This window comes from Mycolicibacterium stellerae, assembly GCF_003719305.1.
Taxonomy (GTDB): Bacteria; Actinomycetota; Actinomycetes; order Mycobacteriales; family Mycobacteriaceae; genus Mycobacterium; species Mycobacterium stellerae.
Genome location: NZ_RARC01000018.1, coordinates 15,734 through 41,949 on the forward strand (window position 1 = coordinate 15,734; position 26,216 = coordinate 41,949).

A 26,216-nucleotide genomic window follows, 5' to 3' on the forward strand; every position below is an offset into this window, starting at 1 on the left:
ATGGCCGATCCGGAAGGTGTGCGGCTGCAGAAGGTGTTGTCGCAGGCCGGAATCGCCTCACGGCGCGTTGCCGAGAGAATGATCGTCGATGGGCGCGTCGAGGTCGACGGGCGGGTGGTGACCGAACTCGGCACCAGGGTCGACCCCGACGTATCGGTGATCCGGGTCGACGGGGCGCGGGTGTTGCTCGACGACACCCTGGTGCATCTGGCGTTGAACAAGCCGCGGGGCATGCACTCGACGATGTCCGACGACCGCGGTAGACCGTGCATCGGCGATATGGTCGAACATCGAGTCCGCGGTAACAAGAAGCTGTTTCACGTCGGACGCCTCGACGCCGATACCGAAGGTCTGATGTTGCTCACCAACGACGGCGAGTTGGCGCACCGCCTCATGCACCCCTCCTTCGAGGTGCCCAAGACGTATCTGGCGACGGTTCTCGGCACCGTGCCGCGCGGTATGGGCCGCAAGCTGCGCGACGGGATCGAGCTGGACGACGGACCGGCCCGGGTGGACGACTTCGCGGTTGTTGATGCCGTACCCGGCAAGACGATGGTGCGCGTGACGCTGCACGAGGGCCGCAAGCGGATCGTCCGCCGGATGCTCAAGGAGGTCGGCTTTCCTGTTCAGGAACTTGTGCGCACCGACATCGGTGCGGTGTCGCTGGGAGACCAGCGACCCGGAAGCATCCGCGTTTTGAGCCGCAAAGAGGTCGGCGCGCTCTATATGGCGGTCGGACTGTGAGCGCCCAGGTAGTGGTCGCGGTCGATGGTCCCGCGGGAACGGGAAAGTCCTCGGTGTCAAGGGGTTTGGCGCGTAGCCTGGGTGCGCGATACCTGGATACCGGGGCGATGTACCGGATCGTGACGCTGGCAGTGTTGCGAGCAGGCGTGGATCTCGCTGACACCCCGGCCATCGAATCCGCCGCAACCGACGTACCGCTCTCGGTCGGCTATGACCCCGACGAGGATCGTGCTTACCTTGACGCCGAGGATGTTTCGAGCGAAATCCGTGGCGACGCGGTGACGAAGGCGGTATCTGCGGTGTCGGCGGTGCCTGCGGTTCGGGCTCGCTTGGTTGGGCTGCAACGCGAACTGGCCGCGGGCCCCGGCAGCGTCGTGGTTGAGGGCCGCGACATCGGCACCGTTGTGCTACCGGATGCGGATGTGAAGATCTTTCTGACGGCGTCTGCGGAGGAACGTGCGCGACGCCGCAACGAGCAGAACGTCGCCAACGGCCTTTGCGATGACTACCCAGCTGTGCTGGCCGATGTGAAACGCCGCGACCACCTCGATTCAACACGGGCGGTGTCGCCGCTGCGTGCGGCCGACGATGCGTTGCTGGTCGACACCAGCGACATGTCGGAGTCCGAGGTGATCGCCCACCTCGTGGACCTCGTCGAGCAGCGTGCGGGTGCGTCGCGATGACTGACACCGACGGCACCTGGGCCGACGAAAGCGATTGGGAGCTGGTCGATTCGGCTGTCGGTGAAGATGTCGATGGCGCGGTCGACGCCGCCGGACCGCCGCCGGTGGTCGCCGTCGTGGGCCGCCCGAACGTCGGCAAGTCCACGCTGGTGAATCGCATCCTCGGCCGACGCGAGGCGGTAGTGCAGGATGTTCCCGGCGTCACCCGGGATCGCGTGTCCTACGACGCGAACTGGGTCGGGCGCCGGTTCCTCGTCCAGGACACCGGCGGCTGGGAACCCGACGCGAAGGGTCTGCAACAGCTCGTCGCCGAGCAGGCGGCGGTGGCGATGCGCACCGCCGACGCGATCATCCTCGTCGTCGATGCCGTGGTGGGGGCGACCGTGAGTGACGAGGCGGCGGCTCGGATCCTGCGCCGGTCGGGGAAACCCGTCTTTCTGGCGGCCAACAAGGTCGACACCGAGCGAGGCGAGGCCGACGCCGCCTCGTTGTGGTCGCTGGGGCTGGGGGAGCCGCATCCGGTCAGCGCCATGCACGGCCGCGGCGTGGCCGACCTGCTCGACCACGTCATCGAGGCGCTACCCGTGGTGTCGGAAGTCGGCCCCAAGACTGGCGGCCCACGGCGGGTGGCGCTCGTCGGCAAGCCGAATGTCGGGAAGAGCTCGCTGCTGAACAAGTTGGCGGGCGACGAGCGAGCCGTCGTGCACGACCAGGCGGGGACCACCGTCGACCCGGTGGACTCGTTGATCGAATTAGGCGGCAAGACGTGGCGTTTCGTCGATACGGCCGGTTTGCGCCGGAAGGTCGGCCAGGCCAGCGGACACGAGTTCTATGCGTCCGTGCGCACCCATGGCGCGATCGACGCCGCCGAGGTGGTCATCGTGCTGATCGACGGGTCGCAGCCGCTGACCGAGCAGGATCAGCGGGTGCTGACAATGGTGATCGAGGCCGGCCGGGCGCTGGTGCTGGCCTTCAACAAGTGGGACCTCGTCGACGAGGACCGGCGCTACGAGCTCGGTCGCGAGATCGACCGCGAACTGGCGCAGGTGCAGTGGGCGCCGCGGGTCAACATCTCCGCCCTTACCGGGCGCGCAGTGCAGAAGCTGGTGCCCGCACTGGAGACGGCGTTAGAGTCCTGGGACAGCCGAATCTCGACCGGCAGGCTGAACACGTTCCTCAAGGAGACCGTCGCGGCGACGCCGCCGCCGGTGCGCGGGGGTAAGCAACCCCGGATTCTGTTCGCCACCCAGGCCACCACGCGGCCCCCGACGTTCGTGCTGTTCACCTCGGGCTTTCTTGAGGCCGGGTATCGCCGGTTCCTTGAGCGGCGACTGCGCGAGACATTCGGGTTCGAGGGCAGCCCCATCCGCATCAACGTGCGGGTGCGCGAAAAGCGCGGAGCGCGCGCTCGATAAGTTGGCTCGGTGCCCGTCATCGACATGATCCTGATCGCCTTGGCGGGCGTCGCGGCGGGAGCCATCAACAGCCTCGTCGGTTCAGGCACACTCGTGACGTTCCCGACGCTGGTGGCGCTGGGTTATCCACCGGTGGTCTCCACGATGTCGAATGCGATCGGGTTGGTTGCCGGGGGTATTTCGGGCACCTGGGGATATCGGAGGGAACTGCGCGGCCAGTGGCACCGGTTGCGCTGGCAGTTACCGGGGTCCTTCCTCGGCGCCCTGGTGGGCGCATGGCTGCTTCTGCACCTACCCGAGAAGGTCTTCACCGAAGTCGTGCCGGTGTTGTTGATCGGTGCGCTGATCCTGGTCCTCATCGGGCCGAAGATCCAGGCCTGGGCGCGCAAGCGGGCCGAGGCAGCGGGCCACTCGGCTGAGCATGTATCGCGGGGTCGCATGGTGGCATTGGTGATCGGCACCTTCGTCGTCGGTATCTACGGCGGCTATTTCACCGCCGCGCAGGGCATCCTGCTGATGGGCGTGATGGGTGCGTTGCTGCCCGAGGACATGCACCGAATGAACGCCGCAAAGAACCTGCTCTCCCTGGTCGTGAATGTTGTTGCGGCAGTGGCATACATACTCGTCGCGTTCGACCGGATCAGCTGGCTGGCGGCGGGATTGATCGCGCTCGGTTCGCTGGTGGGCGGGTACCTCGGCGCGCACTACGGCCGCAGGCTGTCTCCGAATGCGCTGCGCGCGTTCATCGTCGTCGTCGGCCTGATCGGGCTCTACCGGCTGGTCACCATCTAGTCAGAAACTGCGGCGCGCCGACTCCTGCTCGAGCACCTCGTCGAGGTACTTGAGCCGCTCCATCGACGAAACGGCGCGCTGTGTGCGGTTGTTCTTGGCCAGAAGGTCACGGCGGCGATGCACGAACGACCATCCATCGGTTGCGGTTGGGATTGTGACGTCGCGCTACGGTAGGCTCACGTGCTGCTGCCGGTCCCATTCGGCGGCACCGGGCTGTGGCGCAGTTTGGTAGCGCACTTGACTGGGGGTCAAGTGGTCGCAGGTTCAAATCCTGTCAGCCCGACCAATGTAATAGCAGTTCAGAGGCGGTTTCGGAGAAATCCGGAGCCGCCTCATTTTCGTCAGAATGACGCTGTATAGCAACGCGGATTGCAACGACTGGTCACAGGTCTGTTAGACCGAGCTGGTCGGCTAGGCCGTCCACCGCGGCCCGCGCCGTGGTGTCCGAGGTGTGGCCGTAGACATCTCCGGTTCAGCCGCGTCCACGTACTTGCTGGCCATACGGGACTGAACGTTGAACGTCACGGCAACTGCCTTGGTCGGGTTTCCTTCAAAGTTCTCCCGGTAGACCTTGGCGACCTCCGGCAGGAACTCCGGGGTCATCACTCGGCGTGTCCGGGGAAGTCGCTGACGATCGACGAACCGGCGTGCTACCGCCTTGGACTGCCGTAGCGCCGAGACGTCGGGAGCTTCCCCGACGGGCACCATGTCGTCGGTTCTCATAGTGCTGACGACGAGATCGGTTACCAGCTTGGCAATCTCGGTCTGCCGCAATTGCTTCTGCTGAATCTCACCCTGTCCTGGTACTTCCACGACAACTCCGCGAGGACCCGGGAGCCATCGCGCAATTCGACGCGCACGAACATGTCGGGATCGGCACCGCCGGAGGTGGTCAGCTCGATCGAGCGCGGTACCTCGACGCCCTCGATCACCTCCGAGTCATCGGCCACCCGCTTGATCGTCTCCCTGTCGCCCGACATAGACATGACGACGCGATCGCCCTGCTGCCGGAGGCCGCCAGATTACTGGCGGATACGCACGGAAGAACAGAGGTACAGGTATGGACACCGCAGCCAAGGTGCTGGTCTCGATCCCTGAGGCACGACAGCTCCTCGGAGGAATCGGCCACACCACGGTGTACGAGTTGGTCAAGCGCGGCGAGGCCCGCGAAGGTCAATATCGGTCGCCGCGGCTTCATCACTTCGGAATCACTTGATGCCTACGTAGACCGGCTCAGCGCGGGGGCGATGACGACGGATGATCTGGAATGAGCCGGCCCAATACTCGCCCGGCAGATAGCTACCTGAACGCGCAGGGTCTCCTCGCCGCTGTCGATCGGACATCGCCGCCGCCAAGCGGAAGAAGGCCCAGCGTCATACCGGCAAGGACATCGCTAAGTCCCTCGGGGTGAGTCGGGCGACGCCTTACCGGTACCTGGATGAGTTCTAAGCGGAGCAGCTTCCCTCAGAGTTCGATTTGATCAACATGTTTGGCAGCGATCGCGTCGTAGATCGAGTCGGCAGTTATCGGCGAAGCGCTCAGTACTTGCTGCAGCTGTTCGCGATCTGCGTGATCCCCCCCATGTACTGTTGGCCCATAGGGGTGGCCTGAATGCGTGCGACCATTTGCTGGCGCTGATTCAGCGGCGCCGCGAGGAAGCTGGTCAGCATGGCCTGCGCCATCGGTTCTTGTTGGAACTCAGCGGCAAGGTCGGGCCGCTCAGCCGTGAGCGCCGCAACAACCTGCCCGTAGCTGCACGTAGTATTGACCAGCGGGTCCCCAGCGGGTTCCGCTGATGCGACGCCCGTCCCCGCGGTCAGCAACAACGCCAAACCGCTCAATGTGACGTTCACTTTTGTCGACGACAGCTTCACCATTTTTGCCTCCGCTCTTCGGCTCTACAATAATCACCAGGTGGCCAAAACGCTCGCTTAGCAATGTTCTAGTCGAGGACAAACAGCTTTCAGGTGCGATGCGAGAGCCGATGGCGGTGCGTGGGCAACGGCACCAGCAGTCGAACGGTAGGGACGCAACGGAAGGTTTGCCACGCCAAGACCCATGACGCCGGACCCGCCCGGTCGATAGTGCCCCGCCGCTTGCCCAACGTCAGCTTCGAGGGCCGAGGTCGGCGCCGACCGCTCAACATGGCCGCCGATGACGCCCGGGGACCATCGGCTCCCCACTCTTGTGACGTTTGGCTTTGTTGGCTGTCCGCAAGAGGCGAATAGCGTTCGCAGTCATTAGCGGACTGGACGCTAATGACACCATTCAGCGCATCGCATGGACAGGAAAACGATATTGGGCGTCGGACGAATCCCGTCCGGGACGTCGCTCGATCCGTGACGCGGCCGCCGGCTCGCCACGGCATAACACCACAATCCCGCCCGGTCACCATCCAGCCCGAAAGGAATTTCTCATGACCAGTTCCACAATCAATCTGGACAACGTGAGAGGTGTCGAGGTCACCGGCGCCGAGGGCGTCAAGCTCGGCAAGGTCGACAACATCTACGTTGATAATGACACCAACCAGCCAGAGTGGATCGCGGTCAAGAGCGGCCTTTTCGGCAGCCATGTCTCCTTGGTGCCGATCAGTAAAGCCCAGTTCGACGGTGCCGTGCTCAGCGTGCCCTTCGACAAGGAGCAACTCAAGAGTGCCCCGCACCACCACCCCAACACCGACCTGTCCCCGCTGGCCGAGAAGTATCTCTACAACCACTACGGCATGCCTTACAGCCCACACAGCGGATCTCTGGCGGCGGACTCCCAGCACAGCAAGCCGGAAGACCAGGCAGGCCAGCCGGGGGCGCACATCCGCGGCACCGGCCGGCTCCGCAAGTATTGGGGCACCAAGAACGCCACCAAGACGGTGCCGGTCAGCCGCGAGAACGTCCGTCTGGAACGCGAACCCGGCGCCGAGGCCAACCGTGACGAGGCGATGTCCGGGTGGGTCCTCGTCGCAGAAGAGCACGAATTCACCCTGCTTGGTGACAAGGCCGTCGTAGTAAAAGAAACCGTCGTACTCGAGCGGGAACTCCTAGGCATCGTCACCGTCGCCGGTGAGGAGACGGTCAGCGACGCCGACGGCCAGGAACAGATCGACGCGCCCGAAACTAGCCAGCACTGACCGCACCCGCTTGGTGGCGGCGCGGTGCATTCCCACGCCCGCGCCGTCGCCAAGCCTGCCACGTTGGCCGATAGACAGAGCTCGTTTGGCTGGCGTCATGATGGATGTCGGCGGCCGTTACTCACGACGGTGGTTTCAGTACGCGGGTTGGGTACCGCATGACGATGGCGAGGGCGACTCGCGTCGCCCCCATTCAAAGGTAGCCGCCAACAACAGATGTCGCAGCGGCTGCAGCAGGTTGCGGGGGTTCCACCGTAGGTCAGGGGTGACCCGGAGAACCCCGTACCCGAGGTCGTCGTCGACGGCGACGACGTTGGTGAACACGTGATGACTGTAGTTGTGGGAATACCTCCATTGGGCGGACGGCCCCGCCATGTCCCACTCCCAAGTGGTGGAGTGGATTTCGGGGTTGTTCATCCAATCCCATTGACCGTGACCGATATTGTGCGCCAGTTCCATGTTCTCGATGGTCTTCGCCGCGTCCAGGGCGAGCGTCCCCAGCAGCCACCCGTCTTGGTGCGGCTGGCACCGATCACCACGCGGGCGGGCCAGGTCCAGGCAACGTTGAAAAGCGATGGTGCGCTTGATATACGACGGCGAGCTCCTCGAGGTCTGCGGCGTTCAGATGGGCGTGTTCGGCGACGTCTGCGGTGGCCACCGGTGCCTCACCAGATGATCGGACGAGGATGACTGCACGGCCCGGCCCGTGCGATGGCGGCCCTCAACCGGGTCGACGGAAGTCAAGAGCTGCACAAAGCGGTCCTCTTCATAGCGGTACGGCTGGGTCGCGGCCAGAAAAGTCTGCAACGCGGACAGCATCTGTGCTGGGGCGGTTTCGTGCGGGTAGTGGCCCGCACCGGCGATCTCCACGGTCACCGCGTGCGGGACACGTTCGGCCAGGGCGTGGTGATGCTGTGGGGGGATGGTTTTGTCGTTCGCACCCCAAGCGACCAGCAACGGGACATCGCTGAGTAGACCCAATTGGCGGATGGCGCTGACTGTCTGCCCGCGCCAGTCGATGACAGTGCGCGCGGTGCGCAGGAATGCCCGTCGTTGGTGTTCGGCGCTCAACCCGTGCAGCACCTCGGCGAGCACCCCGGCGTCCGAGCCACCGATCAGCGCCGGCAGGACACCGAACAGGCGCTGGGTCAGCGCCGCCGGGATCGAGCTAAGTCCGGCAACCACCGCGTCGGCGCCGGGCAGGGTAGCCGCCCGCAGCACCGGGGTGACCTCGGCACCAAGACCACCGCTGCTGATCAGCGCCATGCGTTCGATACGTTCCGGGAACTGATAACCGGCCTGCAATGCGACACCGCCCCCAAGGCTGTGACCGACAATGCTCGCCCGCGGAAAGCCCAACGTGAGCAGCAGATCACGCATCGCGCACGCATGCGCGCCCAGTGAATAGTCCCCCGCCGGTGGGTCCGACCCACCATGACCGGGAAGATCGGGTGCGATGACCGTATGGGTACGCGCCAGGTCTGGGATCACGTGTCGCCAGGTGCGGCGCGTACCGCCCAGACCGTGGATCAGCAGCACAGCCGGCCCGGCCCCGGCCTTCGTGTAGGAGATCGCACCGCCGGTCAGCGGCATCCGGCCTTCCACCACCGATGCCCCCGACGGTTCCAGGCCGGCGTCCCCCGAAGCCGCAGGCTGGATGTGCCGCGTGATAGTCCCATTGGGATGGGTATGCATCGTGGACTCCCAGGGTTGAAGATCACCAAGTCCCCGAAAAGCGCCAGGTGATTGCACAGATGATCATGGGTTTCTGCCCTCGCGGTGTGCTGAAAGGCGTCATTGGCGTCCAAGCCGCTACTGACTGCGAAACTAATCGCCTCATGCGGTCAGCCGACAAGGTAGAAAGTCACACAGTCGTGGAGTCGATGGTCCCGGGGGAACTCAGCGGCCAACTCGGGGTCCCGTCCAGCCAAGCGCGCACAGATCCTGAAGGTTGCAGCCCCTTCTCGATGTCCTTCATCCCTTGAACCCTCGGCGGGTGCTCACTCGTCGTGGGGGTGCTCTCCGTTGGTGTCGTGTGGCGGCTCCGTCAGAGGCAAAGCGGGTGCGGCGGGCGCAGGTGCCGTAGAGGGTTGAGTCACTCGGGCGTCCAACGGAACGGCGGGCTCCGAATGGTTGTGGTGGTCGCTGTGTGGAGCCGGGTGTCCGCTTGGAGCAGCGTCTGACCCGTCGTGGTGATGGTTATGACCCTGAAGGCCTGAAGCCACTCCTGCGGTAACCGCAGCTGCGACAACGGTGTTGGCACCGAGAAGAACGAGCGCGCTTCCGAAACCCGACACCAGTGCTGCCCGTTCGCCTCGAAACCATGCCCACGCTGCACCCATGACGATGTAGCACTCGAGCAACAGTGCACAGATACCGGCGGCCTGCACTGGTTCTGGTTCACCGGCGTTCGGGCCGAAGGGCTCGCCCGCGGTCCGGGACCATACCCAGAGTACGGCGAAGCCGGTATTGGCCATAACCCCTGCGGCGAGGAGTACCGCAGGCGGTCGTGTCCAGACGAGAAACGCCCAGATCAGTTGGAACACCGCGATCGAGGCGAAGAAGATCCCCGACGGCAGCCAGACACCCCAGTGGGCCGGCGTGACGGCGAAATGGATCAGCGCGGCGCCGACAGAGGCAGTCGCCGCTGCACGAGCGGCCACCCTGCCTTCGGTTCTTGACAATGCCCTTGAGGTCATTGCCCTTGATCGTCCGAGCGGCGGCGGAGCAACACAAGCACCAGCCAATAACGTTCGGGTGTCAGATCCGCAGGGCCTCGACGTCATCGATGGTCTACGGACTGGCCGGCGCCTGCCGCCGCTGATCCGTGCCGGGGCCAGGTGTCAGCCTGACCGGCACGGTCACGGTAAACGTCGTTCCCGTGCCCGGTCCGCGGCTCTGGACGCTGATGCGGCCGCCGTGGGCCTCGGTTAGCGCCTTGGCGATGGCCAGTCCGATACCCGCTCCGCCGCGGCCGCGGTCGCGAGCGGTGTCAGCGCGATAGAAGCGTTCGAACAGGCGGGGCAAGTGTTCGCCAGCGACGCCGTCACCGTCATCGGTGACGGTGAAGACCACATCGTTGGCGTCAGAGTTGGCGGCGATCTGGACATGCCCATGAGCGGGGGTGTGCCGCAGGGCGTTGTCGAGCAGATTCCCAAGGATCTGTGCGAGGCGCTGGCGGTCTGCCCACAGCGTGCCGACACCTGTGGCCTTCGACGTCAGCGTGACCTGTTTGGCGGTGTACTCGTCCGCGACCGCCGCAGCCGCGGTGGCGACAAGCTCGTCGACGTCGACTCGCCCGGGAGTGATCGTGGCGTGGGCTTCCTCTGCCTGAGCCAGCGCAGCCACGTCGGCGGAGAAGCGCACTAACCTCCCGGTCTGCTCGCGCAGCATCGAGATGGTCTGCGGGTCGAGCGTCTTGACTCCGTCTTCCACGGCTTCCAGGTAGGCCTCCAGCACCGAGACAGGAGTGCGGATCTCGTGGGCGAGGTCACCCAGCATTCGTCGTCGAGTTGTCTCCACCGCCTCAAGGCGCTGCGCCATCTGGTTGAACGCCGACGCCAGGTCATCGAACTCATCGCCCAGCTGGGGCGGCGAGACGCGGATCTCGTAGCGACCTTCGGCCACCGCGCTGGCGGCCGTGGACAGCTCGGCGACGGAGCGCTGCAGGCGGCGACCGACGTAGGCGGTGACCATGAAGGCGGTGAGGGCAGCCACAGCGATGGCGACCGCGATGGAGATGGCGGTCGCGCTCCGATAGGCCTGCTCGGCATGGAACTGCTCATGCGAGTCATGTGGAACGCCGGCCTGCAACAAGTGCTCGCGGAATAGCGGCGGCCCGACCACCAGCGCCACCACCCACGTGGTCACGCCCCCGGCCAACAGCACAAGGGCCTGTGCGATCAACAGCCGGCGCCGCATCCCGAAACCCGTCCGGCCGGGACTTGGCGTGGTCATTGGCCCGTCCCCATCCGATACCCGACCCCGCGCACGGTGAACACGAATCGCGGATCTGCCGCGTCGTCACCCAGTTTGCGTCGCACATGCCCGACATGAACATCGACGAGGTGGTCGTTGCCGACCCAGGGTTCTCCCCACACCGCCTCGATCAGTTGGCGGCGGGTCCACACCATGTTGGGGCGTGACGACAGCGCGGCGAGAATGTCGAACTCGGTGCGCGTCAAGGCAACTGGTTCGCCGTCGAGGAACACCTGCCGGCTGCCGATCTCGATGGACAGCGGCCCGAACATCCGAGGCGGCTGCGCATCGGGATCGGGTTGACCGGAGGAAGAAACCGGCACACTTGCGGTTCGCGGACGGCGCAGCATGGCCCGGATCCTGGCGACGAGTTCTCGTGGGCTGAACGGTTTGGTGACATAGTCGTCGGCGCCCACGGACAGCCCGACGATGGTGTCGATCTCAGTGTCGCGGGCCGTCAGCATGACGACGTAGGCATCGGAGAACGTTCGCAGCTGTCGGCACAGCTCCACCCCGTCGATGCCCGGCAGGCCTAGATCCAACACCACGACATCCGGATCGACGTCGCGGGCGACCGCCAACGCCGCCACCCCGGTGTGGCAAACCGTGACCTCGAAATGCTCCCGTTGCAGATAGCTGGCGACCAACTCCGCCAGCGGCACCTCGTCGTCGACGACCAGCGCGCGATAGCCCGAGCCGACCGAGCCGAGGGGTGGCGGGGAGGAGTCCATCCCTTCATGGTGCCGCCCCGACGATCCCTGCCTTGCTGTTGAGGGAATCTTCACAGAACCATCATCAAACCCCTCACGTGCGGGGGGCACTCTGGGATCAGGACATCCAGGGAAGGCTGAGGTGAGGACACAGCGCGTCACGTCTGCACCGATGAGCCGGCGCGGCTTCACCACCAGCCCTGGCACCTGGATGTTGTACTGCCACAACGGGTCCCACATGGGCGCCGGGGTGGGGAGCAGTTGACGGACCCGCGCGGCGCGCTTTATCGAATCTCCATGGAATAGCTAGCCCAGCCATAGCCCAGGAAATAAAGACTTGGGCACCGAAAACGGGTGTGCGGACACACCGGTGCCCCAGATAGGAAAAGGGAGTTTGCAAGATGAAATCGACAAATAGTGTCGTTGTGGGTGTGGCAGCCGTGGCCGCGCTTCTCGCCCTCGGAGCGTGTAGCGAGGCCACGACCGAGCAGGCGCCCCCCTCGCCCCCTTCGGCCTCCACTTCGGCGCCGGCACAGGCCCAGGCGCACAACAACGTAGACGCGATGTTCGCCCAGCACATGATCCCGCATCACCAGCAGGCCATCGAAATGAGCGACATGATCCTTGGCAAGCAGGGAATCGACACGCGGGTGATCGAATTGGCCAAGCAGATAAAGAATGCCCAAGGCCCCGAAATCGAGCAGATGAAGGGCTGGCTGACCGAGTGGGGGATGCCCACCACGATGCCCGGCATGGACATGCCCGGTCATTCGATGCCCAGCGGCTCCATGATGCCGAGCGGGTCAATGTCGCCCGGAATGGGCGCAATGCCCGGGATGGGCATGATGTCCCCAGCCGACATGGATGCCCTCGAGAAGGCTCAAGGCGTGGCGGCGAGCAAGCTTTACCTGACCCAAATGATCAGCCACCACCAGGGGGCGATCGACATGGCCCAGAACGAGGCCAAGAACGGCCAGAGTCAAGCAGCAGTGGACCTGGCCAAGTCGATCATCACCAGCCAGCAGAAAGAGATCGATACGATGAAGTCGATTCTGCCCACGCTGTAGGCGAAGTCGGCAATACATGGGAGCTCAAAAGAGGTCATGTGCGCTGCTCCTGGCAGCCGCGGCGACGTGTGGTGCCGGCCTGGCCGCCATCGCCATAGCCACGCGGGGTTTCGGGTTCATCGAAGCGGCATCCGTGGACATGGGCGAACGTGCGGCACAGCAGCGGTGCGAACGGGATGTCGTAGCACAGCTGGTGGCACCGTCCACAGCGAAACTCACCGACGTCACCGTGACGAGCGCCCAACTGGACCCGGACGTCATGGACTTGTTCTCGCTAACGAGCGGCGGGCCGCTCAACGGAGTCGACCACTCCCGCATCAGCGTGCGGAGTGTCGAGGGCGTTGTCGAGGCGCCGAACGAAGTGGGCGGCACGCTGCATGACCCTTTCACGTGCCGGGCGTATTTCGTCGACGGCGATCTGGCCGACACCCTCGTCGTGTTCGACCACGACCATTAACCTCTGCTACTCAGCGCTGATTGTCGGCGGAGGACTCGCGCGGTGCCCGTCAGCGACTCTCGGCGCCGACCAATTCGTCGACTACACCAAGAACCGTCCGGAGGAAGTCGTGCACGACGTCGAACTTGCGGCGATGGGCGTCACCTCGTCTTGTCGCCGGGCCCGTCGGAACGCTCCGCTGCGGACGGCAACACCGACCCTTCATTGTTCTTGATCCGGTGACTCATTCGCTGCAGAGTCGCCTCAGGCCTTCACGATGTCGACAACGAGCGGCCGGTGATCCGAGATCGGCAAGAGCGGAGCCTCGCAGCGTCGCACCTCGAGGCGAGCATCGTCGGTCAGGATGTGGTCGATCTGACGCCGCGGTGATCCGGCCGGGAAGGTCGCGGCCTGGCCCAGCGAGCGCATCCTCGAAGAGCGCCGGACCGCCGATGGGGTGAGGTTGAGATCGCCCGCCAGCATGCGAGGGCCGGGAAAGCCCTGCAGATCGTCGACCAGTCGGCGCAGCTGGCGACGATTCCATCCGGGAACGAACGAAAGGTGCGTGTTGGCGAATGTGATCTGACCCCACGGCGTCTCCAACAGTGCGACCACCGCCGTGCGGGGCTCCTCGTCGACGACCATCACCCGGCCCGAACCTGGCGAGTACATCGGAAATCGGAACGGGAGCCGGGGTAAGGGCAACACCTGCCAACTGACAACCGGGTAGCGCGATAGCAAGGCGATCCCGTAACCGGCGGTGCCTGGTAGTTCCTCACCCGTTGCCGCCATCCACGTCGCACCCGGCGTGCCCGCGATGGCGGCGACGAATCGATGGGCGACCGCACCCATGGCTTCGGCCGCCACTGCGGTCAGATCAGCTCGCCCCGACCGCTCTTGATCAACGTCGACCTCCTGTAGCGCGAGCACGTCGGCGTCCAGTCGGAGCACGCTTTCGCGCATACGATCAAGATCGACTCCGCCTCCCGCGGTGCGTCCGTGCAGGATGTTGAAGGTCGCCACTCGCATGAATACTTGTACCCAAGATTGCGCGCTCCGATCACGGCGGGTGTCTTTGTTGTTTCGAGTGTTGCAGGACGACGTGGCACAGGACCTCGTTGTGGTAAACACTGCGCTATGTCTGCGCTGAGCCGTCGAGGGCGTTGAGAGACTCGGTGTGAGCGACGATCGCCTGCTGATTCCCGGCCAGACGTGCTGGCGCGTTGAGCGTGCCGACCAATTCGCGTGCATCATCGATGCCGCCGACTACTTCACGCACGTGAAGGCATCGATGTTGCGCGCCCAACATCGAATCATGTTGATCGGTTGGGATTTCGACGCCCGGATGACATTTGAGCGAGGCGTCAAGACACTCCCGGGCCCCAATCTGCTCGGCGCCTTCCTCTATTGGATGCTGTGGAAGCGGCCGGCTCTCGACATCTACTTGCTTAGGTCCAACCTGCGCCTGCTCCCCGCCTTCGACGACGTCTGGTTCGGCCTCACCCCTGTGCCGGTTCTGAATCGCGTCACAAGCAAGCGAATTCACTTCGCCACTGACGGCGCCCATCCGACCGGCGCTGTCCATCACCAGAAGATCGTGGTCGTCGACGACGCCGCGGCGTTCTGCGGTGGCATCGACCTCACCACCGACCGGTGGGACACCAGCGCCCACGAGCATGACAGTCGCCGACGGCGCACGGCGGGGCGCGGCTATGGGCCGCGGCACGAGGTCGCGGCAGCGGTTGACGGAGCGGCCGGGCGTGAGCTCGCCAAGCAAGCGCGAGACCGCTGGCATACCGCGACGGCCGAGCCGTTGGCCCCGGTCGACGCCCAGCACGCGACCTGGCCCACGAAACTGGATGCATCGCTGCGCGACGTCGACATTGGCATCGTCCGCACGTTGCCGGAACTCGACAGCCGGGGCGAGATCCGCGAGGTGGAGGCGCTGAACCTCGCGGCTATAGCGGCGGCACGCCACGTGATCTATTTGGAGAACCAGTATTTGGCTGCCCGGCGCATCGTCGAAGCCCTCGCCGCCCGACTCAAGGAACAGAACGGTCCCGAGATCGTCATCGTGCTTCCTCGCAAAGGCAACAACCGCCTCGAGCGCGAGACGATGGACGGCGCACGCCACCGGCTCATACAGTTGCTCTGGGAGGCAGACGAATACCGGCGTTTGGGCATCTACTGGCCGGAGACCGACGGCGGGACACCTATCTACATCCACTCGAAGGTGATGACGGTCGACGACCGGCTACTGCGGATCGGCTCGTCAAATCTCAACAACCGGTCGATGGGGTTCGACAGCGAGTGTGATGTCGCCATCGAGGCGGATCCGGACAGTTCGGAGTCCGGCGAGGTGCGCCGCGAAATCATTTCTGTGCGAGACCAATTGGTCGCGGAACACCTTGGCGTGCCCGTTGGCAAGCTGGAAGCTGCGGCGCTCGAATGCCGTTCGCTGTTGAAGGCCGTTGAGGCGCTCCGCGCACAGGGGAAGAAGCTGCGGCCATTCACCGAGCAGACAGTGGCCGATGAAGCGAGCCCTCTGGCCGAGAACGACCTCATGGATCCAGACCACGTCCCACGGTCACTGGCCCGAGCGGTGCAGCGGTTCATCACAGGGTTCGGCGGTCGACCGCCGGTTCACTGAGACGGGCACGCTAGTTACGAGTGCCCGCTGGCGATCTCAGTCGAGGAACGGCTTCCGAACAGTCAGCCCCGACAGTCGGTCACCTGGCGACTTTGGGCTGCCATCTGCCCGGAAGCGGCTGCGCCGTCCGCTTCGCAGATCTCGGCCTCGTTGTGGCGGGCGGAGTAAGGGGAGCTGTTCCCTGCGCTCGGCCAGCGCCCGGCCGACGGTGGTATGGCCGAAGTCGTCGCCTGCGATGGCGATCGGCCAATGGCGCCCGAGGAGGCGGTGCGCGTGTCCATCCCCATCGGGCCGGGCTCCCGCCATTTCTCCTCATCCACGTAACCAAGAAGTGAGACATCACACCCCGGTGGTGGGCACTCCGGCTGACTGGACTGCTGCTGTGACGGTTTGGTGCAGCAGGACGGCGATCGTTGTCGGTCCGACGCCGCCGGGCACCGGTGTGATGAGGCTGGCTCTCTCGGCGGCCGGGGCGTATTCGACGTCGCCGATATTGCCCGGGTTGTAGCCGGCGTCGATGACCACAGCTCCGGGTTTGATCCACGCACCTTTGATGAGTTCAGGTCGGCCGACCGCGGCAACGACGATGTCGGCCGCAGCGATGATCCCGGGCAGGTCGGAGGTTCGGGCGTGGCAGTAGGTGACGGTGGCATTGCGGGCGAGCAGCAGCATACCGACGGGCTTGCCCAGGATTGGGCTACGGCCGACCACGACCGAGTGCAAGCCGGTGGGATCTACGCCGTAGGCGTCGAGTAGATGGATGATTCCAGCCGGGGTGCAGGCCTGAAATCCTCGCCCTCCCAAAGCCATCGCGGCGAATGACGCCATCGTCACTCCGTCGACGTCCTTGGTTGGCGTGATGGCTTCGAACACCTCGCGTTCGTCGATCTGCGCGGGCATCGGATGCTGGACGAGAATGCCGTCCACACTGTCGTCGCCAGAAAGTTCGTCCACCAGGGTAGTGACGTCCGTGGTGGTCGCGGTCGCGGCGACGTGGTGGCTGCGCGAGTCCAGACCGGTGGTGCGGCATCGGTTGGTCTTCATCCGCACGTAGGTGTGCGAGGCGGGGTCGTCGCCGACCAGAACCGTTGCCAGACAGGCTCTTCTGCCCGCCTTCCGTTCAAACTCGGCGGCCTGTTCCCGGGCGTCGGCAAGTATGGTGTCGGCGACATGCGCGCCGTCGATGATCGTTGCGGACAAGACAGTGCTCCTCACAGTGAGGAGCACCCAGGCGGTCGATGCGTCCGAACCTTGCTTCCCGGTGGTGCCCCACCCACGCCAGTCGCCAACTCACACTTTACCTATCAGCCGCGGGAGCGGTGCGGCAAAGGTCGGACACGGTCTGAGTCCATGTCGACGGGTGCGTGCTCCAAAAGTTGTGTGGGACACCGGTCAACTCGCGGAAGTCTCCTCGCGGTACCAATGCGGCGAGCTGACGAAGTGGCCAGTCAGGTCGAATATCTTCACCTGCGGCCAGGAAGGTCATCGGCACGCGGGTGTCGGCCAATCGTCGGTACAACGCGGGCTCGTGAATCCACTCGATGAAGGAGGCGTTGAGCGCCTCGTGCACGTCGGGCTGCCAGTCGATGACGAACTCGTCTTCCGTGTGACGGAGCGCGGAGTAGATTGCCGACCACGTTCGATCCTTGTGCAGGCCGTGGCCGGCGATACCCACCACGGCGCGGACACGTGCCGGATGGTCCAAGGCGTAACGAACGGCCAAGTCCGAACCGAATGAATGGCCAAGCACGGTCCAGGAATCCACGCCGACGTCGGTTCTGATCGCTTCGAGGTCGGCGACCGCGCGGGCGAGGTCGTGGGCGGCGCCGCCAGATCGGCCAACGCCTCGCGGCTCGGGAAACCAGGCGCGAGCCCCGCGGGGTACCAAGTCGTCGTTCTCGAGATAGTTCACGCAACCCGGCCCTCCGGACAACACCAGAACGTCGGAGCCATCGCCCAGAACACCGACGTGCAGAGCTATCCCGTCGTCGGCATGCACCGTCACGGCCTTCATCGGGTCAATCCTCCTAACCGTTGCTTTGAGGCTCTAGTTTCTAGTAACGGTCAGGACCTCGAGAAGGACGGGTTAGGTGAAGTGTCCGGTGGGATCGATCGCGAGAGAGTCGGTGACCGATTCCTCGAAGGCGGTCTGCCGGTCACCGAGCAGTCGGCGAATGAACAGCGAGGTCGAGTAGAGGTAGCCGATGGCATGCTCGATGGTCCAGGGCCGTAGGAATTCATAGACCTGTCGATTCACCTGTCGGAACGGTGAATTCGCCAATACTTCCTCATGTGTCTGGCGGGTATCGGCCGTCGGCTTCGGGCCGTGCTGTTGTTGGCGCTAACCAGGTTGCCATCGTCGTCGACCATCCCGTCAAGAGCAGTAAGGGCTAGTTCGCGGTCCATCCAATGAAAGGAACGGCCCATGGTCACCAGCCTGAAACGACCGAGGTCGCCCGGGGAGATCTGCTGAATTGCCTGTACCCAGGTTATTGGCGACAGCCCGTCTCGTGCCTCTCGGATGGCTTCGGTGAGCACGTGTTGCAACCCCGGTCCTTCGTATGTGTCAACAACTCCCGGAGACTGACCCTGTTCCAACTTCTGAAACTTGACCCCCGCTGCTGTAAGCAGGCCAGTTTAAATGTTGCCGACGAACGCATGCAGCTGATCGACCACGGCTAAGTCAGCCTCGACATCGAGTGCGGATATTGGGCCCCTGCCAGCGAGCCATCGGATGAGATCTGCTGCAGACCCCGCCAATACGGCACTGGGGCCGCCGTTGGGACCGAATGTCCATTCGTAGCCATCGGTTGTGCGGACGATCAGCCGACTGGCAGCGGGCAGGTGTTTAGCCTGATATCGCATCAGCGATGGGATCGCCTCGGCGAGGTGGTCTGGAGCACCGTGAGCAAGACCGTTCGTCGTTGCAAGGTCGTCGTGATGCATCCACACCTCAAACAAGGTGGACGCACCCACCGCTGGAACTAACAGCAACCGCGGAGATCGCTGCCGGAGCCGCGCGATCACCGCGGGATAGCCGACGCGGCGTTCTCGACGGATGGCGGAAGCAACTAACTGGGCTTTTGGATGAAATTGGACACCCCTCGCGGCCAGCACCCGGATGCAGAACGCGAGCGTTCCAGCTGCCCGCTCGGCCGCGACAACGTGCGCCGCAACGTCGAACGCTGTCCAATGTCCGCATCCAGCGGGGGCATCGGGGCCAAGGGCCTCCAACGCGTCAGCCAGCATGGCACGCTCGGCCTCTATATCGTCACGGACGGTCACGACACCTCAATCTGTTCCGGCACCGACTCAAGCCGCTCTTATCATACCCTTAGATTATCCTTATTTTTCTTAATTGCGGGCGGCTCTAGAGAGATTGCCGCTGCCGCCAAGGTTGTCGACCGTATCCGAGCCCACTCGCGCGGCACTCGGTCTGTGAGGTGTTGGACGAGCCGGTGGCGTTTGATGCTGAACCAGCGAAGCTTCAGTCTTTCTCTCGGGCAGAAGCTAGGGAAGCGAGTGGCCCGCGTATCCACGTCTCGACTTGGCTCTGGTTCGACAGTTGTACGACGACGGGACGATCGTTCACCCGGCCTACTTGGAGGGCTTCGCGGCGCCGCGGCTGGTAGGTGTCCCACGCCCAGCGAATGATGTGCTCGGGGTCGGTGAACACCGTTCGCAACGGCGGTTCATAGTTTCCGTTCCAGAGCCGCTGTTTGAGGAGTCGTCGTCGCAATGTGCGACGTACTACCCGGTGCATAACGGTCCAGCGAGTGTGGTCCAGCCAGACCAGGACGTCAGATCGACTCAGCAGTAACGGCTTTGCCGAGGAGTATTGCCATTCCGTGACCCAGGCGGGCGCCGCCGTGAAGGTGTCGACATCAGCAGCGAAGGTTGGCCGCCTTGTCCAGTTGGGGCCGTGATGGAGCGAATCGAGCTCAACGGTGGGGAGGTCGAGCAGATCGCTGACCACCATCCGCAATGTGCTCTTGCCGGCGCCAGACGCTCCGGTGATCAAGAAGCGTTGGCTTGACTGCGGAAGCGGATCTGTTTGTCCTAGCAGCACCACCCGCCCAGATTAGGTGCGCACGGCGTACTCATATCGCACCAGGGCTCACGTCCGCCAGCAGGAAATCGGCACAGCGTTCGCCGATCATGATCGACGGGGCGTTGGTGTTGGCGCGAGGTATCTGGGGGAGCGCCGAGGCGTCGGCGACTCGGAGGCTTTCCACGCCGCGCACCCGCAGCTTCTCGTCAAGCGGGCTATCGGCGTCATTACCCATCGCGACGCTGCACGCCGGATGGCTGGTGGTTTTCGCGGTGTTCCTGATACAGGCCTCGATATCCGCGGCGGCACCGGGTTGGAGCTCGCGCTCGACGGCCGATGCGATCGGCTCGGTGGCCATGATCTCCCGTGTTCGCTTGACCGCGCGCACGAGTGCCTCGACATCCTCGCGCTCTGTGAGCAGGTTCATTCGAATCGCCGGTGGTACCGCGGAATCCGATGAACGAATGAGGACACTTCCACGGCTCTTGGGAGTCCAATACGAATGGCCAACCGACAACGCGGGAGCAAGTCTTCCCCCGCGGGGCTCCGCCCGGGCGTCGGCGGGCGTGAAGATCAGCTGAACGTCGCATGCCGGGGCGTCCAGCGTCGACCGGATGTGGGCCAGCGCCTCGCCGCCGTTACTGGTGAGCTTTCCGCCGCGACGTAACAGCCACTGCAGCAACCACTTTGGGTTTGCAGTGTCGGCGAGGCCGACGTGGCCTGGCGCGAGGGACCAGATGGCCCAGGTCAACGGGTGGTCGGCGAGGCCCTGGCCGACACGCCGGCTGTCGACCAGTGGGGTGACTCCGACCCGGCGGAGGTGATCCGCCGGACCGATACCTGACACCTGTAGCAGCTGCGGGGTGCCGAAAGCGCCGGCGCTCAGGACGACCTCCTGGTCGGCGAAAGCCCGGTGCGCACGTCCGCGGCGGCGATATTCGATTCCGACGGCGCGGCCGTCACGGATGATCACCCGGTCGACGGAGGCCTTGGTGACGACGGTCAGATTGTTGCAGTGGCCGAGGTACCCGCGGGCCGTACTCCAGCGTTGGCCCTTGTGGATGTTGACCGGCGTGATCGCCGCACCGTCGAGTTCGGGTCCGCTGACGTCATCGTTGGAAGCGACGCCGGATGCCCGCGCGGACGCGACGAAGCGATGAGACAACTCGTCGGGAAATGGTGAGCGGGTGATGTGCATCGGCCCCTGCTCGATCCGTGCGAATACCGGAGCGACGTCATCCCACCCCCAGCCGGGTAGCCGCCAGCCGTCGTAGTCCAGATTGCTGCCCTTGACCCAGAACATGCCGTTCATCGCACTGCAACCGCCGAGCACTCGACCGCGCGGTTGCGCGATCCGCCTGCCGCCGCAGGCGGGCTCCGGTTCGGTTACATACGCCCAGTCCAACGAAGTCCCGTACTGCATCGGCGCCAACAGCGGCACTCGCGTCGTCAACCGTCGATCAGAACCACCGGCTTCGACCAACTGCACGCTTGCCGAAGACTCGGTCGCCAACCGTCCCGCCACCGCGCAACCTGCCGACCCTGCACCAACCACGATGAAGTCATATGCCGTCATGGAGTCGACTGTCCGGCGAGCCCGACCCGCAGCCATCGGCCAATGCGCCTAGATCTGAGGTTTCTGCATGCGTACATACGCATACCCCGGTCGCAACTATTGGCGATTTCGCTGATGTTTTGCGCTGTGCGCCACCGCACGCTGGCTAGCATGAGCGAAGCAAGCTGGAGCAACCCAGACATTGGCCCGGACATGAGTGAGCTTCCGATTGGCACCGTCACGTTGCTGCTGGCCGACGTCCAGGGTTCGACTCGCCTGTGGGAGACCCAGCCGCAGGCGATGAAGGCTGCAGTCGCGCGCCTCGACCAGACGCTTGCCGACGTGGTTGCCGCACACCACGGCGTGCGGCCCGTCGAGCAGGGGGAGGGCGACAGCTTCGTCATAGCGTTCGCGCGCGCCGCCGACGCGGTGACATGCGCTCTCGACTTGCAGCGAGCCCCGTTGGCGCCGATCAAGCTGCGCATCGGCCTGCACACCGGCGATGTGAACCTGCGCGACGAAGGTAACTACATCGGCCCGACGATCAATCGCACTGCACGGCTGCGCGACCTTGCCCACGGCGGACAGACGGTGCTCTCTGGGGCGACGGAACCACTTGTCGTCGACCAGCTCCCGGAGGACGTCACACTCAACGACCTGGGCTCCCATCCACTGCGCGACCTTCCCCGACCGGAGCGGGTTGTCCAACTGTGCCATCCGGATCTGCACAATGACTTCCCGCCGTTGCGCACGGCCAATATCGTTGCAACCGAGCATCTTCCGGTTCAGCTGACGACTTTCATCGGACGACAAGCAGAGATGGCGGGAATTCGGGAAGCACTCGCCGAAAACCGGCTTGTCACTTTGACTGGCGCGGGTGGTGCGGGCAAGACACGCCTGGCGATTCAGATCGCCGCCGCAACAGCCATCGAGTACGCCGACGGGGTTTGGTATGTCGACCTGGCATCGATCACCGATCCCGACGCGGTGCCAGTGACGGCGGCACGAGCGCTTGGCCTGCCCGACCAGCCCGGCCAACAGACCATCGACATACTGCTGCGGTTCGTTCGCGATCGTCGCATGCTGATCCTGCTCGACAACTGCGAGCACCTACTCGACTCCAGCGCCGAGTTGATCACCTCCTTGTTGGCAGGGAGCCCGGCATTGACGCTGCTCACGACGAGCCGCGAACCGATCGGTGTCGCCGGCGAAGTGAGCTGGCGCGTGTCGTCGCTGTCGTTGGAGGACGAAGCGATCGAGTTGTTCTGCGACCGCGCACGCAGGACAAGGCCCGGATTTCGGGTGACCGCCGAGAACAGAGAAGTCGTGACCGAGATCTGTCGCAGACTCGACGGTCTTCCGTTGGCCATCGAACTGGCCGCCGCACGGGTAAGCGCCTTGACTCCGTCAGAGATCCTGGACAGCCTGCGCGACACGTTTCGGCTCCTGACCGGAGGCGCCCGCACCGCTGTGCGGCGCCAACAGACATTGCGCGCATCGGTGGACTGGTCGCACGCGTTGCTGTCCGAGCAAGAGCAGTTCTTGTTCCGCAGGCTGGCGGTTTTCCTGGGGGGGTTCGATCTCGACGCCGCCCAGTCAGTCGCTGGCGGCGCCGACGTCGAGCGCTACCAGGTACTCGACCAACTCACGCTGCTGGTGGACAAGTCGCTGGTAGTGGCTGAAGTCACCGGCCGTGGCACCCGTTACCGGATGCTGGAAACGGTGCGTCAATACGCACAGGAAAAGCTCCGCGAGGCCCTCGAAGGTGACGATGTGCGAACCCGCCACCGCGACCACTACACCGCGATGGCCGCACTTCTGGACGAACCTGCCGATAGCGCCTACCAAGAGCGCATCGAGCGGGTGGAAGCCGAAATAGACAATTTACGAGCGGCTTTTGCGTGGAGCAGGGAACGAGCGGATGACACGTTGGCACTCGCATTGGCGTCGTCGTTGCAACCACTGTGGTTCACGCGGGGACGCGTGCAGGAAGGACTGAACTGGCTCGGCGTCGCGCTTGCCGTCGATAGTCCGCAAACCGCCGACGTATCGGCTGCGCGCGTGCGTGCTTCCGCGGACCAAGCGCTGCTGCTGTCGATTACCGGCTCGACCGAGGGCCGTGACGAGGCCGAGCAGGCGCTCGCAACGGCACGGGAACTCGGCGACCCAACGCTTCTGGTGCGGGCCCTGACGTCCTGCGCAGCCCTAGTCAATGCCTACGACCGTGAGATGGCCGGGCCGTTGTTCGCAGAGGCGAAGGAACTCGCCCGCGAGATTGGCGATTTCCGGTCGTTGGCGCAGATCATCGGCCTCGAGTGGATGACCGGACGCGTGTTGGACGAGCCCGCCGCGGCTCAACTTGCCGCCGAGGAAGGACTTCGGATTGCCGAGGACGTCGGCGACGGTTTTCTATGTCGTCAGTTGCGCTACGTGCTGGGCTGGGCACAGGTCCTCCGCGGCGACTTGATTGGGTGCGTCGCGCGGTTGGGTGAGGTGGTCGAAGAATGCATCGCGGCCAACGATTTGTCGTGGGCGATGGCCGGTTCGACCACGCGGACCTACGCGCTGGCCTATCTCGGAGATGTTGCGAACGCGCGAGCAGGGGCGGTAGAGCACCTCGAACGCGCATCGGAGTCCCTTGAATTCCACAAAGGAATTGCCCAGGCAGCTTTGGGCACGGTGCACCTGGCCACGGGCGATGCGTCCGCAGCGTGGGACGCATACGAAGCCGCGCGCGACGGCACGGCGATGGATCCCCTGACAGCGGGGATATACACCTGGGCGCCTCTTGCCCCGTTGGCATGCGGCGATCTCGCCGCCGCCCGTCGCTGGGCCGACGATGTGGTGTCGGTTACCACGGCGTGGAGTTTGGCGGCATCGTTGACATCGCGCGCGCGTATACAGATCGCACAGGGCGAACTCGAGAGGGCCGAACGCGACGGGTACGACGCGCTCGAGCTGGCTGCCCGCCTCGGCGGTGACCTGATAATTCCGTTTGCCCTGGACTGCCTGGCCGTCGCGGCGGCCGAAAGTGACAACGACCTATTGGCGGCACGCCTCTTCGGTGCGGCAGACGCGGCCCGTCAGCGGATGGGGTTGGTGCGCTTCAAGATTCTCGACGAATGCGACGAGGCCAGAATCGGCGCCGTTCGAGATGCCCTGGGTGAACGCGACTTTGATGCGGCTTGGGCGGAGGGTGCGGCTTTGTCAAACGAGGAGGCAACCGCGTACGCGCTAAGAGGCCGCGGCGAGCGCAAGCGCGCGACTAGCGGCTGGGGTTCGCTTACCCGCGCAGAGCTCGACGTCGTGAAACTCGTGAGTGAAGGCCTGGGCAACAAGGAGGTCGCCGCGCGGCTGTTCGTCTCCCCGCGCACCGTCCAAGCCCATCTCACCCACGTCTACACCAAGCTCGGCCTGACCTCGCGGGTGCAACTCGCGCAAAAGGCCGCGCGCCATGCATAGAATCGGGATGCACTACTTCCAACGGGCGCTGTTGCTCGATCAACACTCGGTGATGCCTCTGTGAACCCAATCTCGTGCCCTGGTTTGTACGGCGAGCAAGGCCCTTGCAGACGGCGCCTTCCAGGTGCAGTTCCGCGACGGCCTCCAGCCGAGCACGACGGCGGGGTCAGTTGCACGAGTAGACCAGGTGACGCCGGCCACCTCGCAAATCTAGCGCTCCTCGACGCTCGATCGGCAGTGCACGAGGCTGTCTAAAATGGCAACGTCAAATATGTGGCAAGGCGAGGCGGCGCGATGGCGAGAGAAAACGAGCAAGACGACAGTTTGCACGGACGGATCGGCGAACTGGCGCGCAGCATGCACGGCGCGCGAATCGGCGACATCGACCCCGACGAGTTGCTGCTGGAGGTGACGCAGACCGCGGTGCGCCTACTCGCGGGCGTGCATCATGCGGGCGTGACACTGGTCGACAAACGACGGCGGCTGACGTCGACGGCAGCGACTGGAGAGACCTCGCGGACCTTGGACAGGTTGCAGGAACATCATCAGCAGGGCCCGTGTTTGTCAGCCCTCCAGCAACATCACACGGTGGTTGTCGATGATTACCAAGCTGAGACGCGATGGCCGGACTTCATTACTGCGGCGCTGGCCCAAACGTCGGTGCGCTCATCACTGACGATTCAGCTTTTCACCGACGACTCTGAGCTGGGTGCATTGAATCTTTACTCCGAACGAGCCGGCAATTTCACGGCGCATATCGAAGAGTTGGCGTTGGTGATCGCGGCTCACGCGGCCGTAGGACTGTCCGGCGCGCGCCGCGGCAGACAATTCCGAAGTGGTTTGGCGTCACGCGACATAATCGGTCAGGCCAAGGGCATCGTCATGGAGCGACACGACATCAACGCTGTCGATGCATTCAGGCTGCTGGTCAAACTTTCACAAGATCGAAACGAGCCCGTCGTCCAAATCGCGGAAGCTCTGGTCGACAAGGACCATCCACCTACCCCTTAGGGCACCTTCGGCTGGCACGTAATCGACGTCCAGGGGGCATCGTGCACGACGGAGCCGCGAGTTTGCTCTCTGCTGAACTTCGGGTTGACCTCACGGACCGCCTCGCAGGATTCGACACGCAACCTTCGCTTTATCGGTCCCCACTGCCTATCCGAATGCCCAAAAGCCAAATGCTCAAACCAACGATGGACTTCGCCAGTCTTCGATCGCAGCTGCCCGTGTTCGCCCGTGCGGGTATCTCGCAGCACAATGAGTCACGGCCTCGGCGAAAACACGCCTGCGGCAAAGGCTGACAACGCGGACGAGAGCGCTGTTTATGCGAGCCATATCACGCCGTTGTGGTGATCTTGGGGACGGGACAGTTCATCGCGGCCGCCGCTCGTCTGCAAACTTTGCGGTGGGCTGGATAAGCCCGTCACCGCCTCAGCGGCAAACGAAGCGCGACCATCAACACAAGCTCGAAGACCGGGCGAATGTGGTCACTCAGTCCACGGACCGCCGCGGTCACAGTTGCAGGCCTGGTTTCCACGCAGCGGTA

General features: G+C 64.4%; 27 protein-coding genes, 1 tRNA gene and 1 riboswitch. Of the genes, 12 read left to right on the forward strand and 16 right to left on the reverse strand.

The features are described from left to right. From D6M19_RS20770 to D6M19_RS20785, 4 genes are read left to right on the forward strand one after another with little or no spacing between them, the layout of a single operon-like run. Complete coding sequence (locus D6M19_RS20770; protein ID WP_123027156.1) at positions 1-744, forward strand: pseudouridine synthase; 744 nt, start codon at positions 1-3, stop codon at positions 742-744. Beyond that, the gene (cmk, locus tag D6M19_RS20775; RefSeq protein ID WP_123027157.1) at positions 741-1,427 is read left to right on the forward strand and encodes a (d)CMP kinase; all 687 of its coding nucleotides are present in this window, start codon (positions 741-743) and stop codon (positions 1,425-1,427) included. The genes D6M19_RS20770 and cmk overlap by 4 nt, the downstream gene beginning before the upstream one ends. After that, the gene (gene der, locus D6M19_RS20780; protein ID WP_123027158.1) at positions 1,424-2,842 is read left to right on the forward strand and encodes a ribosome biogenesis GTPase Der; all 1,419 of its coding nucleotides are present in this window, start codon (positions 1,424-1,426) and stop codon (positions 2,840-2,842) included. The genes cmk and der overlap by 4 nt, the downstream gene beginning before the upstream one ends. A 24-nt stretch (positions 2,843-2,866) precedes the next feature. Then, positions 2,867-3,634 carry a sulfite exporter TauE/SafE family protein gene (locus D6M19_RS20785; RefSeq protein ID WP_407665384.1) on the forward strand — a complete coding sequence of 256 codons (768 nt, stop codon included), beginning with the start codon at positions 2,867-2,869 and terminating at the stop codon, positions 3,632-3,634. Here D6M19_RS20785 and D6M19_RS35120 read toward each other — a convergent pair whose 3' ends face one another. After that, positions 3,635-3,757 (reverse strand): hypothetical protein, encoded by a 123-nt coding sequence (locus tag D6M19_RS35120; protein ID WP_268812325.1) that lies wholly within the window; start codon positions 3,755-3,757, stop codon positions 3,635-3,637. It lies immediately after the preceding gene. Between the two features lie 86 nt (positions 3,758-3,843). Here D6M19_RS35120 and D6M19_RS20790 point away from each other — a divergent pair. Further along, a tRNA-Pro gene (locus D6M19_RS20790) sits at positions 3,844-3,920 on the forward strand. 125 nt (positions 3,921-4,045) lie between these two features. On the opposite strand, the gene D6M19_RS20795 is transcribed toward D6M19_RS20790, so the two are convergent. Further along, positions 4,046-4,357 (reverse strand): hypothetical protein, encoded by a 312-nt coding sequence (locus D6M19_RS20795; RefSeq protein ID WP_123027160.1) that lies wholly within the window; start codon positions 4,355-4,357, stop codon positions 4,046-4,048. A 20-nt stretch (positions 4,358-4,377) separates the two neighbouring features. Further along, positions 4,378-4,620 (reverse strand): hypothetical protein, encoded by a 243-nt coding sequence (locus D6M19_RS20800; protein WP_164478602.1) that lies wholly within the window; start codon positions 4,618-4,620, stop codon positions 4,378-4,380. Between the two features lie 74 nt (positions 4,621-4,694). Here D6M19_RS20800 and D6M19_RS20805 point away from each other — a divergent pair, with 74 nt between their 5' ends. After that, a complete protein-coding gene (locus D6M19_RS20805) occupies positions 4,695-4,850 on the forward strand; it encodes a helix-turn-helix transcriptional regulator (RefSeq protein ID WP_234834959.1) in 156 nt (51 codons plus the stop codon). Positions 4,851-5,172: 322 nt separating this feature from the next. On the opposite strand, the gene D6M19_RS20810 is transcribed toward D6M19_RS20805, so the two are convergent. Further along, positions 5,173-5,511: a hemophore-related protein gene (locus D6M19_RS20810; RefSeq protein WP_123027162.1), complete on the reverse strand. Its 339-nt coding sequence runs from the start codon at positions 5,509-5,511 to the stop codon at positions 5,173-5,175. Positions 5,512-6,050: 539 nt separating this feature from the next. Here D6M19_RS20810 and D6M19_RS20815 point away from each other — a divergent pair. Beyond that, the gene (locus D6M19_RS20815; RefSeq protein ID WP_123027163.1) at positions 6,051-6,758 is read left to right on the forward strand and encodes a DUF2382 domain-containing protein; all 708 of its coding nucleotides are present in this window, start codon (positions 6,051-6,053) and stop codon (positions 6,756-6,758) included. A gap of 135 nt (positions 6,759-6,893) precedes the next feature. Here D6M19_RS20815 and D6M19_RS35295 read toward each other — a convergent pair whose 3' ends face one another. The 5 genes from D6M19_RS35295 to D6M19_RS20840 all read right to left on the reverse strand — a co-directional run bounded on the left by D6M19_RS35295 (position 6,894) and on the right by D6M19_RS20840 (position 11,467). Continuing rightward, the gene (locus D6M19_RS35295; protein ID WP_123027164.1) at positions 6,894-7,217 is read right to left on the reverse strand and encodes a hypothetical protein; all 324 of its coding nucleotides are present in this window, start codon (positions 7,215-7,217) and stop codon (positions 6,894-6,896) included. A gap of 162 nt (positions 7,218-7,379) precedes the next feature. Further along, entirely contained in the window at positions 7,380-8,453 is a 1,074-nt protein-coding gene (locus tag D6M19_RS20825) for an alpha/beta fold hydrolase (protein WP_234834960.1), read from the reverse strand. Positions 8,454-8,758: 305 nt separating this feature from the next. Beyond that, complete coding sequence (locus D6M19_RS20830) at positions 8,759-9,457, reverse strand: hypothetical protein (RefSeq protein WP_123027165.1); 699 nt, start codon at positions 9,455-9,457, stop codon at positions 8,759-8,761. 94 nt (positions 9,458-9,551) lie between these two features. After that, positions 9,552-10,715, reverse strand: a complete 1,164-nt coding sequence (locus tag D6M19_RS20835) for a sensor histidine kinase (protein ID WP_234834961.1) — start codon at positions 10,713-10,715, stop codon at positions 9,552-9,554. Continuing rightward, entirely contained in the window at positions 10,712-11,467 is a 756-nt protein-coding gene (locus D6M19_RS20840) for a response regulator (protein WP_123027167.1), read from the reverse strand. The genes D6M19_RS20835 and D6M19_RS20840 overlap by 4 nt, the downstream gene beginning before the upstream one ends. Positions 11,468-11,847: 380 nt before the next feature. On the opposite strand from D6M19_RS20840, the gene D6M19_RS20845 reads away from it, so the two are divergent. Both D6M19_RS20845 and D6M19_RS20850 read left to right on the forward strand, forming a co-directional pair. Further along, complete coding sequence (locus D6M19_RS20845; RefSeq protein ID WP_123027168.1) at positions 11,848-12,513, forward strand: DUF305 domain-containing protein; 666 nt, start codon at positions 11,848-11,850, stop codon at positions 12,511-12,513. Between the two features lie 16 nt (positions 12,514-12,529). Beyond that, positions 12,530-12,970: a hypothetical protein gene (locus D6M19_RS20850; RefSeq protein WP_123027169.1), complete on the forward strand. Its 441-nt coding sequence runs from the start codon at positions 12,530-12,532 to the stop codon at positions 12,968-12,970. A 243-nt stretch (positions 12,971-13,213) separates the two neighbouring features. Here D6M19_RS20850 and D6M19_RS20855 read toward each other — a convergent pair whose 3' ends face one another. Further along, positions 13,214-13,978 carry an endonuclease/exonuclease/phosphatase family protein gene (locus tag D6M19_RS20855; protein WP_123027170.1) on the reverse strand — a complete coding sequence of 255 codons (765 nt, stop codon included), beginning with the start codon at positions 13,976-13,978 and terminating at the stop codon, positions 13,214-13,216. Between the two features lie 148 nt (positions 13,979-14,126). Between D6M19_RS20855 and D6M19_RS20860 the strand changes: the two genes are divergently transcribed. Then, the gene (locus D6M19_RS20860; RefSeq protein WP_123027171.1) at positions 14,127-15,599 is read left to right on the forward strand and encodes a phospholipase D-like domain-containing protein; all 1,473 of its coding nucleotides are present in this window, start codon (positions 14,127-14,129) and stop codon (positions 15,597-15,599) included. A gap of 339 nt (positions 15,600-15,938) precedes the next feature. Here D6M19_RS20860 and D6M19_RS20865 read toward each other — a convergent pair whose 3' ends face one another. From D6M19_RS20865 to D6M19_RS20890, 6 genes are all read right to left on the reverse strand, one after another. After that, positions 15,939-16,799, reverse strand: coding sequence for a bifunctional 5,10-methylenetetrahydrofolate dehydrogenase/5,10-methenyltetrahydrofolate cyclohydrolase (locus D6M19_RS20865; RefSeq protein WP_123027172.1), 861 nt, complete (start codon positions 16,797-16,799; stop codon positions 15,939-15,941). An 18-nt stretch (positions 16,800-16,817) separates the two neighbouring features. After that, positions 16,818-16,895, reverse strand: a riboswitch (ZMP/ZTP riboswitch). 1 nt (position 16,896) lies between these two features. Beyond that, on the reverse strand, positions 16,897-17,613 hold the full coding sequence (locus tag D6M19_RS20870; protein ID WP_123027173.1) for an alpha/beta fold hydrolase: 717 nt from the start codon (positions 17,611-17,613) through the stop codon (positions 16,897-16,899). Between the two features lie 72 nt (positions 17,614-17,685). Continuing rightward, the gene (locus tag D6M19_RS34315; RefSeq protein WP_164478603.1) at positions 17,686-17,856 is read right to left on the reverse strand and encodes a hypothetical protein; all 171 of its coding nucleotides are present in this window, start codon (positions 17,854-17,856) and stop codon (positions 17,686-17,688) included. Positions 17,857-18,236: 380 nt separating this feature from the next. Beyond that, positions 18,237-18,884, reverse strand: a complete 648-nt coding sequence (locus tag D6M19_RS20880; protein ID WP_123027175.1) for a maleylpyruvate isomerase family mycothiol-dependent enzyme — start codon at positions 18,882-18,884, stop codon at positions 18,237-18,239. Positions 18,885-19,086: 202 nt separating this feature from the next. Then, positions 19,087-19,671: a P-loop NTPase family protein gene (locus D6M19_RS20885; protein WP_206428584.1), complete on the reverse strand. Its 585-nt coding sequence runs from the start codon at positions 19,669-19,671 to the stop codon at positions 19,087-19,089. A 28-nt stretch (positions 19,672-19,699) separates the two neighbouring features. After that, positions 19,700-21,226: a GMC family oxidoreductase gene (locus D6M19_RS20890; protein WP_123027176.1), complete on the reverse strand. Its 1,527-nt coding sequence runs from the start codon at positions 21,224-21,226 to the stop codon at positions 19,700-19,702. Positions 21,227-21,376: 150 nt separating this feature from the next. Between D6M19_RS20890 and D6M19_RS20895 the strand changes: the two genes are divergently transcribed. Continuing rightward, positions 21,377-24,667 (forward strand): helix-turn-helix transcriptional regulator, encoded by a 3,291-nt coding sequence (locus tag D6M19_RS20895; RefSeq protein WP_234834962.1) that lies wholly within the window; start codon positions 21,377-21,379, stop codon positions 24,665-24,667. A 357-nt stretch (positions 24,668-25,024) separates the two neighbouring features. Beyond that, positions 25,025-25,678: a GAF and ANTAR domain-containing protein gene (locus D6M19_RS20900; protein ID WP_234834969.1), complete on the forward strand. Its 654-nt coding sequence runs from the start codon at positions 25,025-25,027 to the stop codon at positions 25,676-25,678. Positions 25,679-26,216 lie beyond the last annotated feature (538 nt).